The organism is Streptomyces sp. NPDC059874 (assembly GCF_042731135.1).
GTDB lineage: Bacteria > Actinomycetota > Actinomycetes > Streptomycetales > Streptomycetaceae > Streptomyces.
The window spans coordinates 37,422-62,186 of sequence record NZ_JBHWJY010000051.1; the positions used below are offsets into that span (position 1 = coordinate 37,422).

Consider the following 24,765-nt stretch of genomic DNA (forward strand, 5'->3'; position numbering starts at 1 on the left):
ACCCCGCTCGGTCCGGGGCCCGCGGCCGCCGGCGATGCGGGGTCTCAGTCGACCTCGGCCACCGCCTGCGCGAACTGCGCCGCGTACAGCCGCGCGTACGCCCCGCCCGAGGCCAGCAGCTCCTCGTGCGTGCCCTGCTCCACGATCGAGCCGCTCTCCATGACCAGGATCACGTCAGCGTCGCGGATCGTGGACAGCCGGTGCGCGATCACGAAGGACGTACGGCCGTGCGCGAGCCGCGCCATCGCCTTCTGGATCAGTACCTCGGTACGGGTGTCGACCGAGCTCGTCGCCTCGTCGAGGACCAGGATCACCGGGTCCGACAGGAACGCCCGGGCGATGGTGATCAGCTGCTTCTCGCCCGCGCTGACGCCCGCGCCCTCGTCGTCCAGCACGGTGTCGTAGCCGTCCGGCAGGGTGCGGACGAACCGGTCCGCGTGGGCGGCCCGCGCCGCTTCCTCGATCTCGGCGCGCGTCACCTCGCGCGAGGCACCGTAGGCGATGTTCTCCGCGATGGTGCCGCCGAACAGCCAGGTGTCCTGGAGCACCATGCCGATGGAGCCGCGCAGTTCCTCGCGGGTCATCTTCGCGATGTCCACCCCGTCCAGGGCGATCTCCCCGCCCGTGACCTCGTAGAACCGCATGAGCAGATTGACGAGCGTGGTCTTGCCGGCGCCCGTCGGGCCGACGATCGCGACCGTGTGACCCGGCTCGACCGTCAGCGACAGGTTCTCGATCAGCGGCTTGCCCGGCTCGTAGCGGAAGGCGACCTTGTCGAGGGTGACCTGCCCGCGCAGTTCCTCCGGGCGCTCCGGAACCTCGGCGTCCGGCTCCTGCTCCTCCGCGTCCAGCAGCTCGTAGACCCGCTCCGCCGAGGCGACGCCGGACTGTACGAGGTTCGCCATCGACGCGACCTGCGACAGCGGCATCGAGAACTGCCGCGAGTACTGGATGAAGGCCTGCACGTCACCGATCGACAGGGTGCCCGAGGCCACTCGCAGACCGCCGACGACCGCGACCAGCACGTAGTTGATGTTCGATATGAAGAACATCACCGGCTGCATGAGTCCGCTGACCAGCTGGGCCTTGAACGAGGCCCGGTACAGCGCCTCGTTCTGCTCGGCGAAGACCGCCGCGGACTCCTTCTGCCGGCCGAAGACCTTGACCAGGTTGTGCCCCGAGTACATCTCCTCGATGTGGGCGTTCAGCGCGCCGGTCGTCTTCCACTGCGCCACGAACTGCGGCTGCGACTTCTTGCCGATCTTCGCCGCGACGAAGACCGAGACCGGCACGGTCACCAGCGCGACCAGCGCCAGCAGCGGCGAGATCCAGAACATCATCGCGAGCACGCCGACGATGGTCAGCAGCGAGTTCAGCAGCTGCCCCATCGTCTGCTGGAGCGTCTGCCCGATGTTGTCGATGTCGTTCGTGGCCCGGCTGAGCACCTCGCCGCGCTTCTGCTGGTCGAAGTACGACAGCGGCAGCCGCGACAGCTTCGCCTGGAGCTCCTCGCGCATCCGGTACACGGTGCCGTTCATGACGTGGTTCGACAGCCGCGTCGCCACCAGCATCAGCAGGCCGGCCAGGACGAAGACCACCAGCGCCCAGATCGCCACGACCCCGACCGCGCCGAAGTCGATGCCCTTGCCCGGGGTGAAGTCGGTGCCGGACAGCATGTCCGCCATCCCGTCCTGCCCCTTGGCGCGCATCCCCTCCAGCGCCTGCTGCTTGGTGATGCCCTCGGGCATCTCGCGGCCGACGATCCCCGCGAACGCCAGGTCGGTGGCCTCGCCGAGGATCTTCGGACCGACCACCGCGCAGCCCACGCTGCCGACGACGGCCGCGACCATGCCCCACAGCTTGGCCCGGTCCTGCGCGAGCTGTCCCAGCAGCCGCTTGCCCGATCCCTTGAAGTCCATGGACCGCTGGGCGGGCCCCATCATCATCCGTCCTCCGGGCCCGCTCATGCGGCCTCCGCCTCCGTCAGCTGGGAGAGCACGATCTCCCGGTAGGTCTCGTTGCCGGCCATCAGCTCGTGGTGGCGCCCCTCTCCCACGACCTCGCCCTCGTCCAGCACGATGATCCGGTCGGCGTCACGGATCGTGGAGACCCGCTGGGCGACGATGACCACGGTCGCGTCCTCGGTCTCGCGGGCGAGCGCCGCGCGCAGCGCCGCGTCCGTCGCGTAGTCCAGCGCCGAGAAGGAGTCGTCGAAGAGGTAGATCTCCGGCCGCTGCACGAGGGTGCGGGCGATGGCCAGGCGCTGGCGCTGGCCGCCGGAGACATTGGTGCCGCCCTGGGTGACGGGGGCTTCGAGCCCACCCTCCAGCGCGGACACGAAGTCCTTGGCCTGGGCCACTTCCAGGGCCCGCCACAGCTCTTCGTCGGTCGCGTCCGGGCGCCCGTAGCGCAGGTTGGAGGCGACCGTTCCGGAGAAGAGGTACGGCTTCTGCGGGACCATGCCGACCGTCTTGGCCAGCAGCTCGGGGTCGAGCCGGCGCACGTCCTCACCGTCGACGAGCACTTCGCCACCGGTCGCGTCGAACAGGCGCGGGACCAGGCCCAGCAGGGTGGACTTGCCGCTTCCGGTGGAGCCGATCACCGCTGTGGTCTCGCCGGGGCGGGCCACCAGGTCGACTCCGCGCAGTACGGGGGCCTCGGCGCCGGGGTAGCGGAAGTCGGCGCCGCGCAGCTCCAGCAGCCCGTGGCGGGAGAGTTCGCGCACCGGGTCGGTGGGCGGGACCACGCTGGAGTGGGTGTCCAGGACCTCCTGGACGCGCTCGGCGCAGACCTCGGCGCGCGGCACCATCATGAACATGAAGGTGGCCATCATCACGGCCATGACGATCTGCATCAGGTAGGCGAGGAAGGCCGTCAGCTGGCCGATCTCCATGTCACCGCTGTCGATGCGCATCGCGCCGAACCAGATGACGGCGACGCTGGAGATGTTCACGACGAGGATCACGGTGGGGAACATGTACGCCAGCAGCTTGCCGGCGGCCAACGAGACACCGGTGAGGTCCGCGTTGGCGTCCCGGAAGCGGTCCTTCTCGTAGTCGTCGCGGACGAACGCGCGGATCACCCGGTTGCCGGTGATCTGCTCGCGCAGCACCCGGTTCACGGTGTCGAGCCGGTCCTGCATCTTGCGGAACAGCGGCCGCGTCTTGAAGACGATCGCGCCGACCGAGACGCCGAGCACGGGGACCACGGCGAGCAGTACGCCCGACAGCTTCACGTCGAGCGAGAGCGCCATGAAGATGCCGCCGACGCACATGATCGGCGCGGAGACCATCAGCGTGAAGGTCATCAGCACCAGCATCTGGATCTGCTGAACGTCGTTCGTCGTACGGGTGATCAGCGACGGGGCGCCGAACTGGCCGAGCTCCCGCGCGGAGAAGCTCTGCACCCGGTCGAAGACGGAAGCCCGGACGTCGCGGCCGACGGCGGCCGCGGTGCGGGCGCCGTAGTAGACGGCCCCGGCGTTGCACACGAGCTGGATGAGCGAGACGCCGAGCATCAGCGCGCCGAAGCGCAGGATGTAGCCGGTGTCCCCGTTGACGACACCGTTGTCAATGATGTCCGCGTTGAGAGTGGGCAGGTAGAGGCTCGCACTGGTCTGCAGCAGTTGCAGCAGTACCAGCGCGGCGATGGGTTTCTTGTACGGACGGAGGTGGGTCCGCAGAAGTCGTATGAGCACGCGCAGGCTCCGGTCGGCATGATCGAGGGGTTCACCCCATCTTGAGCCAATCGGCCCCCCGATCCCCAGCGGATTTCGCAAAGGCCGGTCAAAAGGCGTAGACCGGCCTGCGCCCGCCGACCTAGAACGCGCCCGGGTGGATCTGGTCCCGTGTCGCGATGTACTGCTGGCGCACCGCCTGCCCCGCCGGGAGGTCCTCGCCCGGCTCGAACACCTGGGCCGCCGCGGCCGGCCAGACCGGCGGAGCGTGCGGGGCGAGCGTGCCCTGCGCCACACCGAGCGCCCACGCAGCCTGCCGCGCCGCGCCCAGCGCCGCGTAGTCGGCCGGAGCCGGAACGACGACCTGCGTCCCGAACAGACCCGGCGCCGCCGCCTGTACGGCGGGCAGCTCGGCCGCCGCGCCCAGCAGGAACACCCGGCGGATCTCGGCCCCGCGCGACCGCAGCACGTCCAGCGCGTCCACCAGCCCGCACAGCATGCCCTCGAAGGCGGCCCGGGCCAGGTGCTCCGGCTTCATGGAGTCCCGGCGCAGCCCGGACAGGGTCCCGGCGGTGTGCGGCAGGTTCGGGGTCCGCTCACCCTCCAGATAGGGCAGCAGTACGAGTCCGTGCGCGCCCGGGGTCGACTTCAGCGCGAGCTCGCTCAGTCCCTCCAGGTCGGTGCCCAGCAGCTCGGCGGTGCCGCGCAGGGCACGCACGGCATTGGAGGTGTTCACCACGGGCAGGTGCATGCCGGTGGCGTCGGCGAGCGAGGTGATCAGCCCGCCCGGCTCCGACAGCGCCTCGTGGTGCACCGCCATCACCGACCCGGAGGCGCCGAGCGAGACCACCGCGTCGCCGGGGCCGAGCCCCAGCCCGAGCGCGGCGGCCATCGTCTCGCCGGTGCCGGCGGAGATCAGCAGCCCCTCCGGCGTGGTCCCCGCGGCCTCGGCCGGGCCGAGCACCTCGGGCAGCAGGGCCCGGTGGCCGAGCGCCAGCTCGACCAGGTCGGGCCGCCAGGATTCGGCGGCCGCGGACCAGTAGCCGGTGCCGGAGGCGCCACCCCGGTCGGTGGTACGCCGGGCGGGCCGGCCCAGCAGCTGCCAGACCAGCCAGTCGTGCGGGGACATCAGCACGGCCACCCGGCGGGCGGCTTCGGGCTCGGTGCGGGCCAGCCAGGCCAGCTTCGCGACGGGCTGCGCCGCGTGCGGGACCGAACCCACTGCCTCGGCCCAGGCGTGTCGCCCACCGAGCGCGTCGGCGAGGTCGGCGGCCGCGACCTGGCCGCGCTTGTCATTGCCGACCAGGGCGGCCCGTACGAGGGCGCCCTGCGCGTCGAGCGGCAGCAGGCCGTGCTGCTGGGCGGAGACCCCGATGGCCTGGACCCCTTCGAGGAGCCCGCCGCCGGCGGCCTCGCCGAGGGAGAGCAGCCAGGCCTGGGGGTCGGTTTCGTGGGGGTTCGCGGCGTCGGGTTCGCCCGTGGGCTGCGGATGGGGCGCGTAGCCCTGGCGCAGCACGGCACCGGTGTCGGTGTCACAGACGACGATGCGAGTGAAGGCGGAAGAGCTGTCCAGCCCGGCGACTATCCCCATGCGGTGAATTCTGCCGCACGCGGGACCGGTCCTGACCTCTCCGGAGTCCCCGAAACCTCACAGACCCCAGGAATCTCACTGCGTACCCAGCGGGGTGTCGTGTCGCCGGACGCCGATCCGGCCCGACCGACACGACACCCCCGGGCACCTCAGGTGTTGCTGGTTCCCCAGTCGTCCTCGAAGCCGCCGCCGCCGACCCGGTCGCGCAGTCCGCGCACCCGCCCGGCCAGGGAGGCCGGCACGGCGTCGCCGACCTTCTCGCTCACCACGGAGAAGGCCTTCCCCGCGTAGACGCGCCCGGTCTGCCCCGCGGACTCGGCGGCGTTGCGCACCGCCGGGTTCTGAGCGAGCTCCCGCGCGGACTTCTTCAGCTGCTCGTAGCGCTCGCGCCCGGCCCGGGTTCCGAGCACGTAACCGAGGGCCAGTCCCAGCGCGAACGTGACCTTGTACCGCATGCCTGTCACCCTTCGTCGTGTGGTGCCCGGCCTGCTGTCGATACCGATTGGCGGAGCACCCCCCTGCTTGCGCTAATCTATGACTCGCAACGGGCGCTCGCCCCCCGGCAAGGCCGGAGGTGGGCCGTTCGATGCACCGCAGCAATCCCCTGTAGCTCAATTGGCAGAGCAGCCGGCTGTTAACCGGCAGGTTACTGGTTCGAGTCCAGTCGGGGGAGCGCGGTCCCCTGTAGCTCAATTGGCAGAGCATTCGGCTGTTAACCGGAGGGTTGCTGGTTCGAGTCCAGCCGGGGGAGCAAGTAAGAAAAGAAGAGGGCCCCCAGCGGGTCCTCTTCTTTTTTTGCCCTGTCCGGGAACCGGGCAGCCCTCAGGACGGTCTCTCTGAACAGGCGAAGCCGATCATGCGAGGCATCCGAGGCAGGAGATCGTATGAGCGGCTATGCTGCGGCAGACGGCGCGCACACATGTACGCGCCACGCCGTGAAGGGGCGGTAGCTCAGCCGGTTAGAGCAGCGGACTCATAATCCGTCGGCCGTGGGTTCGAGTCCCACCCGCCCCACCACGTCGTGAACATGCAGAAACGTTCTGACCTGCACGTTTGTGGTCGCGGTGCGTTTTGAATCTGGACTCCGCGTCTCATGGAGAGCCTCTCTGGTGCGCCAGGGGACGAGCCAGGGGACGAGCTCCCGCCGGATTTGAGGGGTTTGGGTCCGCGTCTTAGGCGCGTCCGCTGCGGTTCCCCGGCTCGGCCCCAACAAGAAACGGCGTGTAAGTGCCTGCTCTCGGATGCTGGGGCCGACCCAACGAAGCTGAGTCATGAAGGCGGTCAGCAGCCTCAGCGGCTCGTGAAGCTGCTCCGGTGGGGCGTGTCGCGTGGGGTGCCGTCGTCATCGGTTTCGTCGGCGCGAACCGTTGATGCGGTGCCGGCTGGAGGGAGCGGCTCGCTCGGCGGCCTGTTGGGTCGCGAGATCGAGAGAGACGCAGTGCGTTGATGGCTGCGCCGTGTCCCCCCCCTCGACGGTCGGAGCGAGATTGAGTCTCGTGTGCCGCCGTCGCCGGGCGTGAAGTCGGTGGCCGTGCCGCGGCCGGGGCCGCCGATCATGATGTCGTCACCAGTGCCACCGCTGAGGGTGTCGCGGTCGCTGCTGCCGCCTTCAACGTGACCGCACCGGTACCGGTGTCCTGACCGTCGATGGCGGCGATGGTGAGGATGGCTGTGCCCGTAAGGTTTCCGACGGTGGTGGCGGTGACGGCGCGGTTCGCACCGGTCCCCTCGGGGGAATGCGTTGCCGGTCGGGCAGTAGGGCGGGATTCGACGAGGACCCGCTGAGCGTCAGGTCGGCGACGGCGGTGTCCGGGGTCGGACAACTCGATGTTGAACGTTCCCGGGGCGGCCATTGCCGCCGCAGTTGCTGCCCGCGCTGACGGTCACCTGCGGCCCCGCCGGCCACGACGTTCGCCCCCCGGCGGTACCGGTTCGGCCGTCCGCGCGGGCTCCGGGGGGTAGCCGACGGGCCCTCGGTCAGGTCGCTTCGATCTGCAAGCCCATGCCGGCCCGCGTGGGCTTTGGGCTTCCGGTGTTCTCGGTCGAGCCGCAATCCGCTGCCAGGTGAGCAGAGGTCGTGGATCGGACGATGCGCGGCGCGGTCTGAACGCAACCTGAAGTTTGATGGGGAATCAGCTCAGGGGTCTGTGGCCGCAAGTGAAACCTTCCAACGTGCCGACGCTTCTATGTATTTGCTGAGGGGAAACCGCCTGCATTATCAAGATCAAAAAGAGCTCCGACCTGCCAGATTCACCGACGCGTGACGGGCATCACTCTTGACGCGTGTGAATCGGAACCACATATTTGGCCGGTTGGTAAAGATCTTGTAAGGGTAGGGGTGGGGTTTGAGGGGCCTATTTTGGCGTGCCCGAAATCAAGCATGTGTCCTGATTGCGGTTGGTGTTGTGGCGGCTGCTGCGCCGGCGACGGCCGCCGCAGCGTCGGTGCACACCGCGGGCATGTCACTTGAGAGCGAGGCAGCGAAACGCGCCACGCGGAGTGGTGAGCGAGTTGAGATCACCTCGCGAAGCACGGAGACGTCCCAGACGTTCGCCAATCCGGACGGAACGCTCACCTTGGAGTCGAGTGCGGCCCCGGTGCGGGCGCGCCAAGACGACGGATCGTGGGCGCCGATCGACACCACGTTGGTCGAAACACCCGACGGTCGAGTTCGAGCCAAGTCCACTGCAACTCGGGTGGAGTTTTCGAAGGGCGGTTCTGAGGGCTCCACGGTCTCTCTGACGAAGGGCGGCATGAACATTGCCCTGAAGTGGCCTGGGGGCCTGCCCAAACCCTCCCTGGAAGGCAGCACGGCCACCTACGCCAACGTGCTGCCTGACGTCGACCTGAAGCTCACAGCCGTCAGCACAGGGTTTACCCAGGTGCTGGTGGTCAAGACGGCAGCGGCGGCAAAGAACCCGAAGCTTGACAAGCTGACGATGACGGTGCAGGGCGCCGGTGTCAGTGCCCTGCCCGGCCGTGACGGCGGACTTCGTTTCGTCGACGCGAACGGTGCGACCGTCTTCGACAGCCCGGTCGGCCAGATGTGGGACTCGTCCGGGGACCAGCAGATCAAGCCTTTGGCCTTCAGCAAGCTGGCGATGCTCTCTGCTCCTGCCGAGACCCTCCAGCCCAATGACGGCGGAGGCACCCCGGTCCCTTCTGCCGCGCCCAGTGACGGAGACAAGACTGCAGATGTGTCGGTCGCCATCGCCGGCAACAAGCTTGAATTGACCCCTGACCTAGGACTGCTGCGCAGCCCCGACGCTGTCTTTCCCGTCTACGTCGACCCCCCGGTAACTGGGCTGACAGCCGCGGACTGGACCGCTTTGTCGTCCGATGGCGACCGCTTCTGGGAGTTCAGCGGGGACAAGGGCGTCGGCCGCTGTTCCAACTATGGCGGCTACCTCTGCTCGAATTCTCCGTACACGCAGCGCATGTACTTCGAGTACCCGATGACGTCGCTGTACGGCAAAAAGATCTTGGATGCGACGTTCGAGGCGTACCAGACCTGGTCCTTCACCTGCTCGCAGCACAACTACTGGCTGGTCCGAGTCGACCAGGACATTTCGAGCTCGACTTCGTGGAGTTCGAAGCCCAACTACGCGGACCTGATGGTTGACCGCTGGTCCGCCATGGGCAGAGGGACGCTCTGCGACCCGGCCCAGCCGGCGGACTGGCTGCGCTTCAGAGACAACGTCGGGGACGAACCCGACGAGAACCTGACCCCAACCATCCAGTGGTCCGCCGACACGCAGAGGCCGAGCCTCACCCTCGAGCTTCGCGCAGAGGACGAGTCGAACGCCGCCTCGTGGGCCCGCTTCCGCAATGACGCGAAGCTGTCGGTCACCTACATCTCTCAGCCCGGCGTTCCGGACCCCGTGGGAATCCAGAGCGGTACAACGGGGCGGGCGTGCAATCCTTCGACCACGCCGTTCGTCACCAGCTCCACGACGCCGCGGTTCCTCGCCGGTGTCCAGTCCCCTGACGGCTCGCAGGCGCAGCTTCAAGCCGCAGTGGAAGTGTGGAAGGCCGACGGTTCCCAGATCGTCTGGGGCGCCTCGTCGCCCGACAATGCCTGGGTTGCCGACGATGCCCTTCGGGATTTCACCGCCCCGGCTTTGACTCCCCAGACTGACTATGCGGCGCGGTTCTTGACCAAGGCCTACTACGCGACAGACCGGGGAGAAAGCGGCGTCCTCTATTCCGGGTGGTCCACGTGGTGCTACTTCCGAATCGACACCGACAGTCCACCGGCGCCAACGGTGGCGAGCGCGGACGGCGTCTACAAACCGGCCGCAACGGACCCTGCCGCAGGTGGGGTCGGCGTAGCGGGGAAGTTCACCTTCACCCCTGTCGACACCGATGCGGCACAGGCCGGAATCCAGTCCGACGTTGTGTCGTACAAGTGGCGTCTCAACAGCGGTGCCCAGAACGGACCGATCACCGTCCCTGTTGGCACCGCAACTACTGTGACCGTCTCTCCGGACCAGCCCGGTGAGAACACGATTCAGGTGTGGGGCTACGACGCTGCCGGGCACAGTTCCCTGACGGGGTACTACAGCTTCAAGGTCAAGGGCGGCGAAGCGCCCACCGGTGTGTGGTCCTTCAACGGCTCCGGCGCCGACACCAACCCTGGAGCGACCAAGCGCCCCCTAACGCCTGCAGGTTCGGCATCCTTCACGCCGCAAGCCCGCGCCGGTTCAGGCGCCCTGGCCACCGACGGCACTACCGGCTACGCCGCCTCCACCGCAGCGCCGTTCGACAACACGAAGTCCTACTCGGTGTCGGCATGGGTCCGGCTCAACCCCGGGGCGTCTGGCAACAAGACGGTCCTCGGTCTCGACGGCCAGTTTGGCAGCGGTTTCTACCTGTCCTATGAGCACTCGGCCAAGACCTGGTCGCTCCGTATCCCCAAGACTGACGCCACGGGCTCCATTGAGTACTACCGGGCCACGAGCCGGCAGGCGGCGACCCCAGGTGTGTGGACTCATCTCACGGCCATCTACGACGCGGCTGCCCAGCAGATGCGCCTCTATGTCAACGGTCGGATGCAGGAGACCACCGCCGTTCCGTCCGTGTGGAAGGCGAACGGCGCCCTCCAAGTGGGAAGGGCCCGCTGGCAGGGCAATTACGTCGACTACTTCCCCGGCTCTATTGACGAAGTCAAGGCCTGGTCTCGTGAGCTGACCGCAAATGAGATCGCTCAGGAAGCCAGTCTCGAAGACGACGACGCGAGCGATGGCGTAGTGGGCGATCCGATCGCAGCGAAGGCCGGAGACTGGAACGCGACCACTGCCAGCGGCACCACCATCATGGACAAGTCCGGCTACGGACGCACGATGACCCTCAACGGAGCCACTCTCGGCATCGATCCCGACACCGTCGGCAATCCGGACATCGGGCTTCCCACCCGGCAAGTGATGGCACTGAACGGCACCAGCTCCTACGCCAGTGTTACGGGCCCGCTGGTCGACGAGACCGGATCGTTCACGGCCACGGCCTGGGTCCGCTTGGACAGCGAAAAGCTCAAGGACACGACCAAGGCCTACCACGTCCGTGCCATGGGACAGAACGGCACCACCAATGGGTCCTGGTACGTCTATTACGAACAGCCCGTCGGCTCCAGCGCCGGGAAGTGGAAGTTCGCTCGCCCGAACAGCGACGTGAATTCCCCGACCTACACGGTCGTGACCCAATCCGACGTCGCGGACAAGGACCGGTGGGTTCGCTTGACGGTTGTGTACGACGCACAGAAGGCCAGGAGCAGCGGTGACGGTGATGCTGTCACCCGCGGTGGGCTGTACCTGTACGTGAACACGGCCCAGTCCGGCGGATCCACCGGCATCAGCTACACACAGCCGTGGCAGGCTACCGGCAACTTCGAGGTCGGCCGAGGCATGGCCAACAGCGTCCTAACGCGCTACTTCCCCGGACACATCGCGGATGCCCGCGTCTGGACGGGCGCCATGTCCGCCTCGACGATCGGTGACCTCTACGCGGGCGAGCAGTAAGCCCCGGCTCACCTGGTGTGGCCCGGCCGTCTCGGCCGGGCCACACCCACACCTTCCCAAGCGCGGCCCGCACACCACCGGGTCCGTTTCGTCCTACCCAACTCACAACAGGAAGATCCACTGTGAAACCTGTCGCACGCGGACCGAGGGTGCACGGCACCCTCGGCCGCTGGCTCGCTCGCGGCGCGGTGACCGTCTCACTCGCGCTCCTGCCACCCTTGCTGGGGCCCAGCATGGGTGCTACGGCCGCCGGCACCGGGAACAAGTTCCCCGAGCCCACGAAGCCGAAGATCGACAAGGTCGTACCGTTCAAGAACCAGAACGCCAAGGCCCCCACCGACCACGTCAGCCCCGCCGCGGAACGCGCGAAGCAGGCTGTCGCCGCGGCGCATTGGCCCACCGCGGGCGCCGTCACGCTCAACTCGGCCCCCGGTAAGACCGCCCAGAGTGGGACAGGCGACCTGCCCATCGCACTGCACGACGGTCGTCAGGCCCTCAAGGCCACGCCGGGCAAGAGCGCCGTGGAAAAGGAAGACCCACGCAAGGTCACCACCGACGCGAACAGCGTCCGCGTGCAGGTCCATGACCAGAACGCCACAGAACGCGCCGGCGTGGCAGGTGTTCTGCTCGGGCTGACGGCTGCAAAGGCACCGGCCGGCGAGACCATGAAGCTCTCGCTGAACTACTCGACCTTCGGCTCGATGTACGGAGGCGACTACGGCGCCCGACTGCGCCTGGTGCAGCTTCCCGCCTGTGCGCTCACGACCCCCGAGCGCGCCGAGTGCCGTACACGACAGCCCATCGCCGGCGACAACAACACCGCGACTAAGACGCTGACGGCGGACGTTCAGGCCAAGAGCTTGGCCGCGGGCCCGATGCTCCTGGCTGCGGAGAGCGGATCCTCGTCTTCGGCAGGTGACTACGGAGCGACACCGCTGGGGCCCTCCGCTACGTGGGAAGCCGGCGGATCCACCGGCGACTTCAACTGGAACTACCCCATGCGGGTCCCTCCTGCCACAGCGGGACCGGCTCCGAAGCTGTCCATCAGCTACAACTCGGGCAGTGTCGACGGCCGAACCTCGGCCGAGAACAATCAGACCTCCGTCGTCGGTGAAGGCTTTTCCCTCACCGAGTCGTACATCGAACGCAAGTACGGCCCATGTAAGGAGGACGGCCAGACCGGCAAGGGCGACCTGTGCTGGAAGTACGCGAATGCCGCCCTTGTCCTGAACGGCAAAGCCGCAGAACTCGTCAACGACTGTGCCGATGAAGCTAGCTGCACAGCGGCTGCGCAGTCAGAGGCCGCCGGTGGCACTTGGCGTCTCAAGAACGATGACGCCACGAGGGTCGAGCACCTAACCGGAGCCCCGAACGGAGACAACAACGGCGAGTACTGGCGCGTCACCACAACTGACGGTGTTCAGTACTACTTCGGCCAGCACAAGCTCCCCGGCTGGAGCGACCACGGCACGGCGGCCGACGATGAAGTCACCAGCTCCACCTGGACCGTACCGGTCTCCGGTGATGACGCCAGTGAACCCTGCCACGGCGCCAGCTTCGATACCTCCTTCTGTAACCAGGCGTGGAGGTGGAACCTCGACTATGTCGTCGACACCCACAACAACGCCATGACCTACTGGTACGGCAAGGAACAGAACAATTACGCCAAATCCGGCGTCGCCTCGCCCGGCACCGCCTACACCCGCGGCGGATACCTCAAGAGGATCGACTACGGCCAGCGCGCCGACCAGCTGTTCACCAAGCCCGCCGCACAGAAGGTCACCTTCATATACGCGCAGCGGTGTGTCGTGGTCGGCGGCTGCACCTCGTTGACCGTGGACACCAAGAAGGACTGGCCGGACGTCCCGTTCGACATGGTGTGCGACACAGGCAAGGCCTGCACCGGCCTGATCGGTCCAGCCTTCTTCACCCGCTACCGCCTCACCGACGTCAACACGTACGTGTGGACCGGCACCGGTACCACCAACCGACAGGTGGACAACTGGCACCTGGACCACTCCTTCCCGGCCTCCGGTGACGCCTCGGCGCCGAGTCTCTGGCTGAAGTCGATCCGCTCTACGGGTAAGGCAGGAGGAACTGACGTCCCCCCCATGCCGCCCGTCGTCTTCTATGGCGACCAGCTGCCTAACCACGTCGAGGGCGGCGACAACACCCTCCGGTATTACAAGTGGCGTGTTCGGCAGGTGAAGTCGGAGAGCGGCTCGGTCATCACGGTCAACTACTCCGCCCCCGAGTGCATCAGCGGCACCAAGATGCCTACCTCGCCGGACAAGAACAGCCTCCGGTGCTTCCCTGTCTACTGGTCCCAGGCAGGAGGGGGCACGCCGGAGCTCGACTGGTTCCACAAGTACGTGGTCACTTCCGTCTTCCAGGAAGATCCCACAGGAGGCGGCGACACCCAGGAGACGTACTACGACTACGCCGGCGGAGCCGGCTGGGCCTATGCCGACGACGACGGCATGACCAAGGAGAAGTACCGCACCTGGTCCCAGTGGCGCGGCTATTCAAAGGTCACGACGACCACGGGCGACGAGACCGGCCCCAAGGGCAAGACGTTCACCCTCTACATGCGCGGCCTCGATGGTGACAAGGAGCTCGACGACACCCCACGCGTGGAGAAAGTCACCGACTCCACGGGCAAAGCCATCGATGACTCGCGTCAGTACGCGGGTTTCGTACGCGAGACGATCAGCTACGACGGTGCGATCGAGCTCACCAGTAATATCGCCGACCCTTGGTCACATCGGACAGCCAGACACGAGTATGACTGGGGAACGACAGAGGCGTGGTTCGTCCAACCTGGCACGGTGACGACACGCGCGCAGGTATCGGGCGGTACTCGCACAACGGCGACGACCACTACCTATGACTCCACGTATGGCATGGCAACCATGCTTGAGGACAGTGGTGACGTCGCGAAGTCGGGCGATGAGAGTTGCGCTGTCACCACGTACGTACCCAACACGACAGCATGGATAGTGCAGCATTCATCCCGTCTGCAGAGCTATTCCGTGTCTTGCGCTGCCCGGGATTCAGCGTCGCTTCCTGACGATGTGCTCTCGGACCTGACCACTGCATACGACGGTCAGGCTGTGGGCGTGGCTCCGACCAAGGGCGACATAACTGCTTCGTACCGAGTCAGTGGCTACTCGCAAGGGAAGCCGACCTATCAGGTGGTCGGCACATCCACCTACGACCTGCTTGGACGCGTCAAGACGTCCACGGACGCGCTGAACCACACCGAGCAAACCGAATACTCTCCGTCGGACACGGGCTACGGACCCTTGACCAAGAAGGTCGTAACCGACGCGAAGGGTTTTGCCCAGACCACTTCCGTCGATCCCGCCTGGGGGTTCGCGACCAAGACTGTCGACATAGACGGAGCTGTCACAGAGTGGAGCTTCGATGCTCTTGGGCGGCTCACATCAGTATGGAAGCCGAACCGAGCCCGTGCACTCGGTGACACTGCCAGCATCGTCTACACCTACAGTGTCAGCCAGACCCAGGCTTCCTGGATCCGGACCGATTCGCTCAAGGCCGATGCGGCGACGTACATCTCCACGTACGAGATCTTCGACTCTCAGTTCCGCTCTCGCCAGAAGCAATCCCCGTCTCCCAGCGGTGGCCGCGTGATCTCGGAGAACCTCTACGACGATCGCGGTCTGGCTTATATCGCCAATGCTCAGGTGCACGACAACGTGATGCCCAGCGGCACGCTGATGAGCACGACGTCTGGTTCAGTCCCGGCATCCACGGAGAGCATCTTCGACGGTGCCGGGCGAGCGAAGACCTCGATATTTCGTGTCTACGGTCAGCCGAAATGGCAGACAAGCACGGAGTACACGGGCAACGAGGTTGCTGCCACTGCCGCGACCGGAGGCTCCGGCGTTCGTACGATCACGGATGCCAAGGGAAGGGTGACCGAGCGCCGTCAGTACAGTGGAACGGTCCCTACTGGCGCTGACTACACGAGCACGAAGTACGCCTACACGCCCGCGGGTCAGGTCAAGGAGATGACCGGTCCTGACGGGTCCAAGTGGTCCTACACCTATGACGTACGGGGGCGTCAACTGACGAAGACCGACCCCGATTCCGGGACGTTGTCGACCACCTACGACGATCTCGACCAAGTGATCACCACAACTACAACCCAGGGCGGCGTGCCCCGGACTCTTATCCAGGAGTGGGACGAGCTCGGCCGCAAGACCGGCACGTGGGATGGTACGAAGGACGGCGCTCACCAGCTGACCAAGTTCACCTACGACACGCTGTCCAAAGGCAAGCCGACTGCTTCAATTCGCTATGTCGGCGGAACCGCGGGCAAGATCTACTCCCAAGTAGTCAGCGGATACGACTCCATGGGCCGGGTCGCAGGAGTCAAGACAGTGCTGGCGGCGTCGGATCCGCTGGTCCTAGCGGGCGCACCGCAGGTCTACACCACGCCCACGACCTACAATCTCGATGGCACGGTGGCCAACACGATTTTCCCTGCGATCGGCGGGCTGCCGTTGGAGACGGTTGCCTACACATATAACGAACTGGGCCTTCCCTCAGGTGTCGAAGGCATGGCTGATTACGTCCGTTCCATCGGCTATTCCCCATTCGGAGAAGTCGAAGAGACGATCCTAGGCACATCTGCCACGGCAAAACGCCTCCAAATGATGAACCGATACGAGGACGGTACGCGGAGGCTGATCAATAGCCGCACGTTGGACGAGACGAACAGCGGCTACACCAGTGACATCGACTACACCCATGACGCGAGTGGAAACGTTCTCGCCTCCGCAAACAAGGCTGATGGAGACAAGCAATGTTTCGCGTATGACGGGCACCGGCGTCTGACGGAAGCGTGGACGCCGACATCCGGCGACTGTGCGGCAGCTCGATCTATTACCGCACTCGGCGGTCCGGCCCCGTACTGGAACAGCTGGACGTACAAGGTCGGTGGTCTTCGTGACTCGCAGACGGTGCACACCACCGCCGGAGATGTCAAGACTCTCTACAATTACCCCGTCGTAAACGCAAATGGCGGCGGACAGCCGCACACTCTGAAGAGCAGAACCACGGGAAATCAGACTGACTCGTATACGTACGATGAAACCGGCAACACTCTTTCTCGAAAGGGGTCGTCCGGGGCACTGCAGAACCTGCAGTGGAGCGTGGAGGGTCGCATCTCGAGTTTGACGGAGGGAGGAGCAACAACCACTTACCTGTATGACGCAAACGGTGACATTCTGCTGCGAACCGGCGCGAGCGAGAGCGTACTTTATCTCCCTGGTCAGGAACTCCACTACGCACCGGGCACAAAAACCTTCTCAGCCACTCGCTACTACGGCGCGGGGGATGGGAAAGCGGTCCGTACTAATACCGGCCTCAGCTGGATCGTGGACGACCCGCATGATACGGCTGGGCTGGTGGTCGACGCGACAACGCAATCGATCAAGCGTCGTTATACGAAGCCTTTTGGAGAAGGGCGTGGCGCAAATCCGCCGGCTTGGCCCGACGACAAGGGATTCTTGGGCAAGCCGGTTGACGTCTCCACCGGCCTGACGCACGTGGGTGCCCGTGAGTACGATTCGGCCGTGGGCCGGTTCCTTTCAGTCGACCCGGTCCTGGCTGCTGAGGATCACGAGTCCCTGAATGGCTACGCCTATGCAAACAACACGCCCGTTACGATGTCCGACCCGTCAGGCCTAAAGCCCCTTATTACAGACGAGGGGGGCGCGGCAGAACGGAAATACCTGGAGGAAAACAAGGGATTCTGGACCGGAGGTTTGTCTGGCTGGACATACAACGAAACCAGACATACTGTGTTTAAGTTCAGCGACGGGTCAACCGGGGTGCTGCAGACGGTCGTAACATACGGGCGGAAGTCAAGTGTGGAGATGACCGTCTGGAAGAAGGGTCCAGATCCTGCTCCAACAACCAAGGAGGGCAAGGAGGGGTATAAAAACGTAGACGGGCATCACGTCAATGGTGTGTGTGTCTATGCGGCAGCAGGAGGATGTAGCACTCCAGAATCCGTAGGATCATCAAACATTCCGGATCTTCCTTGCGTGTCAGGAGAATCGGACTGGGTGTGCAAGGTCCGGAATTCTTGGTACAAAACCGCGATGACTGTCGGCCCTATGGCGAGCGGCGCCATTTCGGCGCGCTACATAGGTAAACAAGGTGTCGTGACAGTTTATCGTGTGGAAGGCCCTGGAAATGAGAGGGTGAGAATTCTCCCCGGCGGTTTCGTTACTTTCAGAAACACCAAGAAGGCCATTTTCCTGAACTTTGGCGTGAAGTCGAGGGCTGAAGACTTCGTGGAGAAGCGTCACGCTCAGGGATTCAACGACACGGTGATCAAGGCCTTCGATGTCGAGAAGCCTTTCCTTGAATATCTGCGGGCAAATGCAGTGCCGGAGAAGATGGCTAAGGATCACCCGTCTGCGCCGCTAGTCGTTGACACGACGAAGGCAGTCGATCAGTACATGCTCCGACCTGAGCACATGAAACTTATGTACGAAGCCATGGTTCGGGATAGCGGTAGGGAACAGTAGTATCACCGCAGGGTCGGGGGTGGGACTTGTGTTCCCCACCCCCACTCTTCGGGAGAAAGGTAGCTATGGAAATTTTCACACAGATCGAAATTCGAGGAACTGAGGCAGCGGTCGATGAGTTGGTTGCCGTAGTACACATCCTCAAGGATTTCGGGCCGGAACTGATGGAGCGAGAATCCGAAGTAGCTTCCCGACTCCCCAGGCATTTTGCGGAAAAATTCTCGAAGGAAATGTCCGAAGCGGATAAGGTTGCCTGGCTTCATCGTTGGCGAGCTGCTTCATCGGGCGAGAAGGCGAGGCTTGAGGAGGAGCGAGGTTGGGAGCTTGGGCAGTGGCTCTACTGGTTCTCGCCGAAAAACGAGTATTGGCGAGTAGTGGATGTCGTCAAATCTGCCGATCCGCTCTCGTGTTCCATCCTTTTGGAGTGCGATGATGAGCAATTTCCGCGAGAAGCTCTGGAATGGCTCGCCGCCTGCGTTGGAGGTGAATTGATCGATATTCGACCCGCTTGACATCAGCTATACCGGTTCCTGGGAAATGCGGTCGATGGAATTTTTCACGCCGACTGGGTGTAATGCCGATGGTTTCGGGGGTGTGATGGCGCCACCCTGGAGGTCATTATTTACTATCCCCCAGCCCCGGCATCTGGGCACGGGCTTCCGCCCCGCCCCTAGCGCCTGAAACCGCCCGGGCCGGGAATCACCGCAGTAGACCGGCCCGCCGCTGCGGTCACCGACTGCTCGGCACACCCACTACGGCTGCCTCGCCACCCCTGCTTGGCGTCCCCCCGCATTGCCGCAGCCCTGGGCCCCTGGGCCGGCACCGCCCTCACGCGCACCATCGTCGGCCAATCCCCACCCCTTCCTTCTTCTGGCGGCCCTGTCCAGCGTGGCAACGATCCTCTCGCTCGTGCGCGTCTGATGATCACGTGCACCGTCCTCTGCGGTTGCAGGGTCGAACGCCTCAGAGGGCAGCCTCCCTAGGTCACGTCGACATCCGTGGCAGGGGCTGGCTCTCGTACGGCCTCGACGAGCGTGACCTCCATCTCGACCACCTCTCTGTTGTCGTTCACGCGGGCTGCCAGAGCCCGAAGGGACTCGCTGCCGAACCTGTACGGCGGAGGCCAGTCGAGATCCGAACCTGTTGGCGGCCACACCTGAACGACCGAGCCACGGAAGTCAGGCAGAGGAGCGAGCTCCCCCTCGACGAGAGCGATGAAGACCTGGAAGGCAACCCTGACAACTGCAAACGTCACGCACCAACCGCTGAGCTTTTCGGCTTCCTCTGTCGACTCCGCGTAGATGGGTCGAAGTATCAGCGGAAGGGGGTCTGGATCGTGATAGGCGGCGATCCAGACGTGGACATCAGGGTGAGGCTGCCGAAAGATATTGAGACTCTGACCGAACCCATGGGGGACGACGGACATCGTGCAAGATGGCCTTCATCACCGCCCGTAGCGCCAAGCGCCTCTGGTCGACCTCGCTGACCATCCGGGTGTGGAGGAACATCGGCCGCAAGATCCCTGAGACATCGTTCTCCAGAGCGGACATCCACGTGTTGTTGCAACGTCTGCACACCGGAGTCGTCGGCCAAACAACCTTGCGGCGGAGAGGATCTGACGAGTTGATCCTCGCCCCGAGGCGATGCAGTTCCTTAACCAACCAGATCGGATAGATGTCCTCCTTCGTGGGATCCGGGTGAAGATCCTGGCAGAACGGAAAGCGACCGCAGGGCGTAGGCAGCCGGTTCGGGTGCGTGTGACCGCCCGGAGGCGTATCCACGAAGAGCTCTTGGAGGGGCTCATCCAACACGGCCCCGCCTCCCGCCGGAGGACCGCGGCCCGCATCGAGACAAGCGCGGTGCGCCACACCGAGCACGTACAACTGCTCATCAGCCGGAGCCGGCAACTCATCGGCCACTGCCTGCCCAGCGTCAGTGGGATAAGCCGTCAACCAACTCCCGGAACGTGTCCCGCCCAGCTCGATCCACGCATGAACCGCCCGCTTCACCGGCTCGTCAATCCTCCGAGGCATCGGAGCCGCCGCCAGTCCGACGCCCAGGCGCTATATGCCCTTGTCATGACTCCAACGTGGCCCGAATCGAGTGCCCTGAAACCGGATCCCGGGCCGCGCGCGGGGCGCCACGCGCTCCCGGTCACCCGGGCGTCGTGGTGTCGGCGGGGCCGGAGTGGCTGCAGGTGTGTCGGCCCGTCCAGGGCTCCGAGGCTCCGCCCCTACCTACGGGGGCGGGGCCTCTTTGCTTTGGAAGGGGAATCCGCTGCGCGAGAGTCCGGATGCGGCCTCAGCTTGCGCCGGACTCGCCTGTGGGCGTTCAGGGGCAGCTCCGCAGGGACCGCCAGGGGACGCTCAGGGGACGCAAGGACGGGCGTAGGCCGACAAGGAGGGAAAGGGGTGGCACATGGCTCCGCCTCTGACCTGGGAAAACGCCACAGATCCGCGTCAGAACGCAAAGGCCGTCAAGATCCCGAGCGGACTCATAATCCGTCGGCCGTGGGTTCGAGTCTCACCCGCCCCACCACGTCGTGAACATGCAGAAACGTTTGGAGCTGCGTGTTCGCGATCCCGCTCCGTTCTGGTCACGAGGCCGAGAGGATGCAGCGCGTTGATGGCCCCGCTGCGCCGCTCCCGACGGCCGAAGTGGGATCTAGCCGATTGAGTCCTGGGTGTCGCCGTCGCCGGGCGTGAAGTCGGTGACGGTGTCGCGGCCGGGCCCACCGCTGGAGCTGTCAGCGCCGGGGCCGCCGGTGAACCGATCGTTGCCGGGTCCGCCGATCATGGTGTCGTCGCCGGCGCCGCCGTCGAGGGTGTCGTCGCCGGTCCCGCCGCAGAGAAGGTCGTTGCCGTCGCCGCCGGTCAGGTTGTCGGTGCCGGCCCGGCCGAGGAGCAGATCCGGGCCCGCGGTGCCGGTCAGGGTGTCCCCGCCGCTGCCGCCTGCCCGCACCGTGACCGTGGCGGTACCGGTGTCCTGGCCGTCGCTGACGGTGAGGGTCAGGACGGCTGTGCCCGTACGGTTCCCGACGGTGGTGGCGGTGACGGTCCTGTTCGCGCCCGTTCCCTCGAAGAGCACGTTGCCGACCGGCAGCAGGGCGGGATTCGACGAGGACGCGCTGAGCGTCAGGTCGGCCGCGGCGGTGTCCGGGTCGGACAACTCGATGTTGAACGTCACGGAGGGGCTGTTGCCGTTGCAGTCGCCGCCCGGGGTGACGGTCACCTGCGGCCCCGCCGGGACCGCCGGAGGAATGCCCAGGTCGGAGAAGGTGTCGATGGGGAAGCCGTCCCATTCGACTGCCGGGTCGAAGGTGTCCGACGGGTTCGTGTCGCCGGCCTGGACCCCGGTCTTGCGCCGCAGGGTGTTGTCCGCGGTGCTGGTGAGGCCGGTGCCCCACTCGGTAACGGGATCGAAGCCGACCTGTCCGATCGAGTCGATGACCGTGGTGCCATTGCGGAGCACGACGGCGTCGTTGCCGTTGAAGAACGAGAGCGTGCTGGTCTGGTCGGCCGCGTCGAGTACGGCCGCAGCCGCGTTGTCGTCCGCCAGGACGAAGACGTCGCCTGCGGCCAGGGTGCCGGTGAGGTTGATCGTCGTGCCCGCCATTGTGGCGCCGTTGAAGAAGATCTGGACGTTGTAGCCGGACAAGTTGACCGCGCTGCCGGTGTTGTTGAAGATCTCCAGCGCCTTGTTGTTGCTCGACCCTTCCACGTACTCACTGAAAAACAGCTCCGTCGACTGCGCCTGCGCCGACGGCACGAGCAACGCCGTGGGTACGGCAAAGGCGGCGAGGACCATCAGGATCCGCCTCGCAAATCCGGTGGCGTCCGCTCCGCCGCCAACCGGGGGATTCCGCTTCGCGCCCACCATGACTCCTTCCGTGAAACCGTCGACCAGGTCAGGCCCACGCTCACGGTCATCACAGCAGTGGCCGTCGAAACCCCGTCCCAGGCACACCAGGTGTTCGGCCAGTTGGACATGCGGGCGATCGCTCGATCAGGTGAGCGAGTGGCTCTGAGGCGACCGGGCGCCCCACTGCGAGCCGCAGGTGCAGAAACGTGCACCTGCGGCTTTGGCGCGTTCTGAGGGTTGACGGGGTGGCCGGGGGTGGACGGGGATGGACGGGGGCGGAGGGGGCCGGGCGGGGACGGAGCCCGGGCGGGCTCGTCAGAAGTTCTCCGTTTCGTCCGTGAGATGGCGCAGGACGTCCGCCAGATCCTGGCGGCGGGCGAATGCCGTGCGTTGCCGGTGGGCGCCCGAGCCGTCGCGGAGGAGGGCCGCCAGGGTCTTGGCCGCGTGGTCGAGGTCGCCGGCGGCGGCCAGTTCCGGGGCGACCAGGTCGAGCAGGGCCTCCGCCAGATCGGCCGCGGGGAGTTCCGTGCCCGTGTACGGGTCCAGGCCGAAGCCTTCCAGGCCGTCGTGGGCCGCCCGCCAGCGCGCCAGGCGCAGTACGTCGTCCCGTACGGGTGGATCGGGGCGCTCCTCCGCGACCTCCCGCAGGGCCGTCGCCACCAGAGCGCGGGCGAGCACGGCCTGCAGGACGGCTCCGTCGATGTCCGGAGACATGTCGGGCGCCCGGAACTCGAGCGTCGGCCAGTTCCCCGAGGGGCGGAGGTCCCAATAGACCATCTTGGTGTCCAGGGCCGCCCCGGAGCCGAGCAGGGTCTGCACCGAGCGCCGGAAGTGGGCCGTGGACGTGAAGTGCGGGGGCAGGCCCGCCGAGGGCCAGCCCGACCAGGCCATCGCCCGCCAGCTGGCGTGACCCGTGTCACGGCCGCCCCAGAACGGCGAGTTGGCGGCCAGCGCGATCAGCGTCGGCAGCCAGGGTCTGACCCGGTTGGACACCGCGACGGCCGTGTCCACGTCGAGGGTGCCGATGTGGATGTGGCGGCCGCAGCTGACCAGGGTGTCGGTGAGCGCGCCGAAGCGGCGGTGCTGCTCGCGCTGGCGCGGCTCGTCGTCGGTCAGGTGCAGTGGCCCCTCCACGGCCACGACCGGCGAGGGCGCGGCCAGCAGTCGGCAGCCGTGGGCGCGGGCCGCACGGCCGAGGGTGCGCCGCAGCGCGGCGAGTTCCGCGCGCAGCGAATCCGCCGAATGGGCGATCGGGGTGGAGATCTCCACCTGGTAGCGGGTGCCCTCGGCGTGCAGCTCGCCGGGCAGTCCGCCGGCCGTCGCGAGGACGAGCGGTGCGGCCGGGACCACCCGGAAGGTACGGGCGTCGACGAGCAGGAACTCCTCTTCGACTCCGACGGTGAGGGGGACGGTGGTGCGCACCGTGTTCTGGGCGGTGCCCGTGCTCGTGGTGCTGTTGCCAGGTTCGATCACTACGCCTCCCTGGACATACGAGTCTTTTCATCATGAGCTGAACGCGAGGTGAGTAGCGCACGGCGATTCGGTCAAATGTCCGGTGATAGTGGCGGGTTACCGGCAAGGAACCATCCGCGACGGGGCCCCGGAGCCGGGTGGGGCGACTGTTGTCGGTGGGTGGATGCCGAAAAAGGGAAAGGGGGCGCCGGCCGGCCGGTGGTTATCATCCGCTGTGCCCCATACGACAGCGCCCACCCACCCCCGGCGGCGAATATTCGCCGACCTGACCCCACTGCGCACTTCCGCGGACTACCGGCGGCTGTGGATCGGCGGCACGATTTCCTGGGTCGGCCAGGCGATGACCACCCTCGCGATCTCGCTCCAGGTCTACGACATCACCGGGTCCAGCTTCTCCGTCGGGCTCGTCGGACTCTTCTCCCTCGTCCCGCTCGTCGTCTTCGGGCTCTATGGCGGGGCCATCGCCGACACCGTCGACCGGCGCAAGCTCGGCCTCTACAGCTCCCTCGGCTCCGCCGGGCTGTCGGTCGCGCTCGCCGCGGCAGCGCTGCTCGACTACCACCGGGTCTGGTTCCTGTACGCCGTCGTCGCGCTCCAGGCGATGTGCGGGGCGCTCAGCGGCCCGGCCCGGTCCGCCATGATCCCGCGGCTGCTGCCGATCGATCAGTTGCCCGCCGCCAACGCGTTGAACTCCGTGACCATGACCTCCGGGGCGATGGTCGGCCCGATGCTGGGCGGGCTGATCGTCGGCTGGTGGGGGTACCAGGCGGCGTACCTGATCGATGCGGTCACCTTCACCGCCGCGCTGTACGCGATGTGGCGCCTGCCGTCGATGAAGCCGGACCGCGCCGAGGGCACGCGGGGGAGGGCCTCCGTCATCGACGGCCTGCGCTTCCTCGGGACCCGGCCCAACATCCGGATGACCTTCTTCTCCGACATGGCCGCCATGGTGCTGGCCCAGCCGAAGGCGGTGTTCCCCGCCATTGCCGTGCTCTGGTTCGGCGGGGACGCCAAGACCGTCGGCCTGCTGGTGTCCGCGCTGGCCGCCGGGGCGCTGCTGGGCGGGCTGTTCTCCGGTTGGCAGGGACGAATACGCCGGCACGGGCTGGCGATCCTGCTCTCCGTCGCCGCCTGGGGGCTGGCCATCGCCGTCTTCGGACTCACCCGGAACCTGTGGCTCGGGCTGCTCTTCCTGGCCCTGGCCGGCTGCGCCGACACCGTTTCGATGGTGTTCCGCAGCACGATGATGCAGGCCGCCACGCCGGACGAGATGCGCGGCCGCCTGCAGGGCGTCTTCATCGTGGTCGTCGCGGGTGGGCCCCGGCTCGGTGACTTCCTCGCCGGGACCGTCGCCGACCTGACCTCCCCGGCCGTGGCGGTCACGGGCGGCGGACTCGCGTGCGTACTGGTGCTGGGGCTGCTCGCACTGCGGTGGCGCGGCTTCGCCCGCTACGACGCCAGGTCGCCGCAAGCCTGACCGGTCACGGCACTAGGGCCTGTCGTCAAATTCCCGCCTGCCCCGCGACGTCTGGCACGCACTCTCGCCGCACCGGGCGAAAGCCCAAGTACGTCCAGTACGAGGGC

11 protein-coding genes and 3 tRNA genes are annotated in these 24,765 nt (G+C 66.3%); 7 read left to right on the top strand and 7 right to left on the bottom strand.

Going from position 1 to position 24,765, the window contains the following annotated elements; genetic code table 11:
• Positions 1-44: 44 nt before the first annotated feature.
• The 4 genes from ACFV9H_RS26405 to ACFV9H_RS26420 all read right to left on the bottom strand — a co-directional run bounded on the left by ACFV9H_RS26405 (position 45) and on the right by ACFV9H_RS26420 (position 5,722).
• Positions 45-1,967 carry an ABC transporter ATP-binding protein gene (locus ACFV9H_RS26405; protein WP_385402655.1) on the bottom strand — a complete coding sequence of 641 codons (1,923 nt, stop codon included), beginning with the start codon at positions 1,965-1,967 and terminating at the stop codon, positions 45-47.
• Entirely contained in the window at positions 1,964-3,697 is a 1,734-nt protein-coding gene (locus tag ACFV9H_RS26410; protein WP_385402658.1) for an ABC transporter ATP-binding protein, read from the bottom strand. Before ACFV9H_RS26410 ends, ACFV9H_RS26405 begins: the two co-directional genes overlap by 4 nt.
• 121 nt (positions 3,698-3,818) lie before the next feature.
• Positions 3,819-5,267, bottom strand: coding sequence for an FGGY family carbohydrate kinase (locus tag ACFV9H_RS26415; RefSeq protein ID WP_385402660.1), 1,449 nt, complete (start codon positions 5,265-5,267; stop codon positions 3,819-3,821).
• Between the two features lie 149 nt (positions 5,268-5,416).
• On the bottom strand, positions 5,417-5,722 hold the full coding sequence (locus ACFV9H_RS26420; protein WP_385402662.1) for a YtxH domain-containing protein: 306 nt from the start codon (positions 5,720-5,722) through the stop codon (positions 5,417-5,419).
• 145 nt (positions 5,723-5,867) lie between these two features.
• Here ACFV9H_RS26420 and ACFV9H_RS26425 point away from each other — a divergent pair.
• From ACFV9H_RS26425 to ACFV9H_RS26450, 6 genes are all read left to right on the top strand, one after another.
• Positions 5,868-5,940 (top strand) — tRNA-Asn (locus tag ACFV9H_RS26425).
• A 5-nt stretch (positions 5,941-5,945) separates the two neighbouring features.
• Positions 5,946-6,018 (top strand) — tRNA-Asn (locus ACFV9H_RS26430).
• 189 nt (positions 6,019-6,207) lie between these two features.
• Positions 6,208-6,284: transfer RNA gene (locus ACFV9H_RS26435), tRNA-Ile, on the top strand.
• A gap of 1,736 nt (positions 6,285-8,020) precedes the next feature.
• Positions 8,021-11,281, top strand: coding sequence for a LamG domain-containing protein (locus tag ACFV9H_RS26440; protein ID WP_385402663.1), 3,261 nt, complete (start codon positions 8,021-8,023; stop codon positions 11,279-11,281).
• Between the two features lie 149 nt (positions 11,282-11,430).
• Positions 11,431-17,847 carry an RHS repeat domain-containing protein gene (locus tag ACFV9H_RS26445; protein WP_385402666.1) on the top strand — a complete coding sequence of 2,139 codons (6,417 nt, stop codon included), beginning with the start codon at positions 11,431-11,433 and terminating at the stop codon, positions 17,845-17,847.
• Positions 17,848-17,912: 65 nt separating this feature from the next.
• Entirely contained in the window at positions 17,913-18,359 is a 447-nt protein-coding gene (locus tag ACFV9H_RS26450; protein ID WP_385402668.1) for a hypothetical protein, read from the top strand.
• 467 nt (positions 18,360-18,826) lie between these two features.
• On the opposite strand, the gene ACFV9H_RS26455 is transcribed toward ACFV9H_RS26450, so the two are convergent.
• The 3 genes from ACFV9H_RS26455 to ACFV9H_RS26465 form a co-directional block, all read right to left on the bottom strand.
• Positions 18,827-19,273 (bottom strand): hypothetical protein, encoded by a 447-nt coding sequence (locus tag ACFV9H_RS26455; RefSeq protein WP_385402671.1) that lies wholly within the window; start codon positions 19,271-19,273, stop codon positions 18,827-18,829.
• Positions 19,274-20,511: 1,238 nt separating this feature from the next.
• Positions 20,512-21,726, bottom strand: a complete 1,215-nt coding sequence (locus ACFV9H_RS26460; protein WP_385402672.1) for a lamin tail domain-containing protein — start codon at positions 21,724-21,726, stop codon at positions 20,512-20,514.
• A 297-nt stretch (positions 21,727-22,023) separates the two neighbouring features.
• On the bottom strand, positions 22,024-23,181 hold the full coding sequence (locus ACFV9H_RS26465) for a glutamate--cysteine ligase (protein ID WP_385402675.1): 1,158 nt from the start codon (positions 23,179-23,181) through the stop codon (positions 22,024-22,026).
• Between the two features lie 163 nt (positions 23,182-23,344).
• Between ACFV9H_RS26465 and ACFV9H_RS26470 the strand changes: the two genes are divergently transcribed.
• The gene (locus ACFV9H_RS26470) at positions 23,345-24,658 is read left to right on the top strand and encodes an MFS transporter (RefSeq protein WP_385402678.1); all 1,314 of its coding nucleotides are present in this window, start codon (positions 23,345-23,347) and stop codon (positions 24,656-24,658) included.
• Positions 24,659-24,765 lie beyond the last annotated feature (107 nt).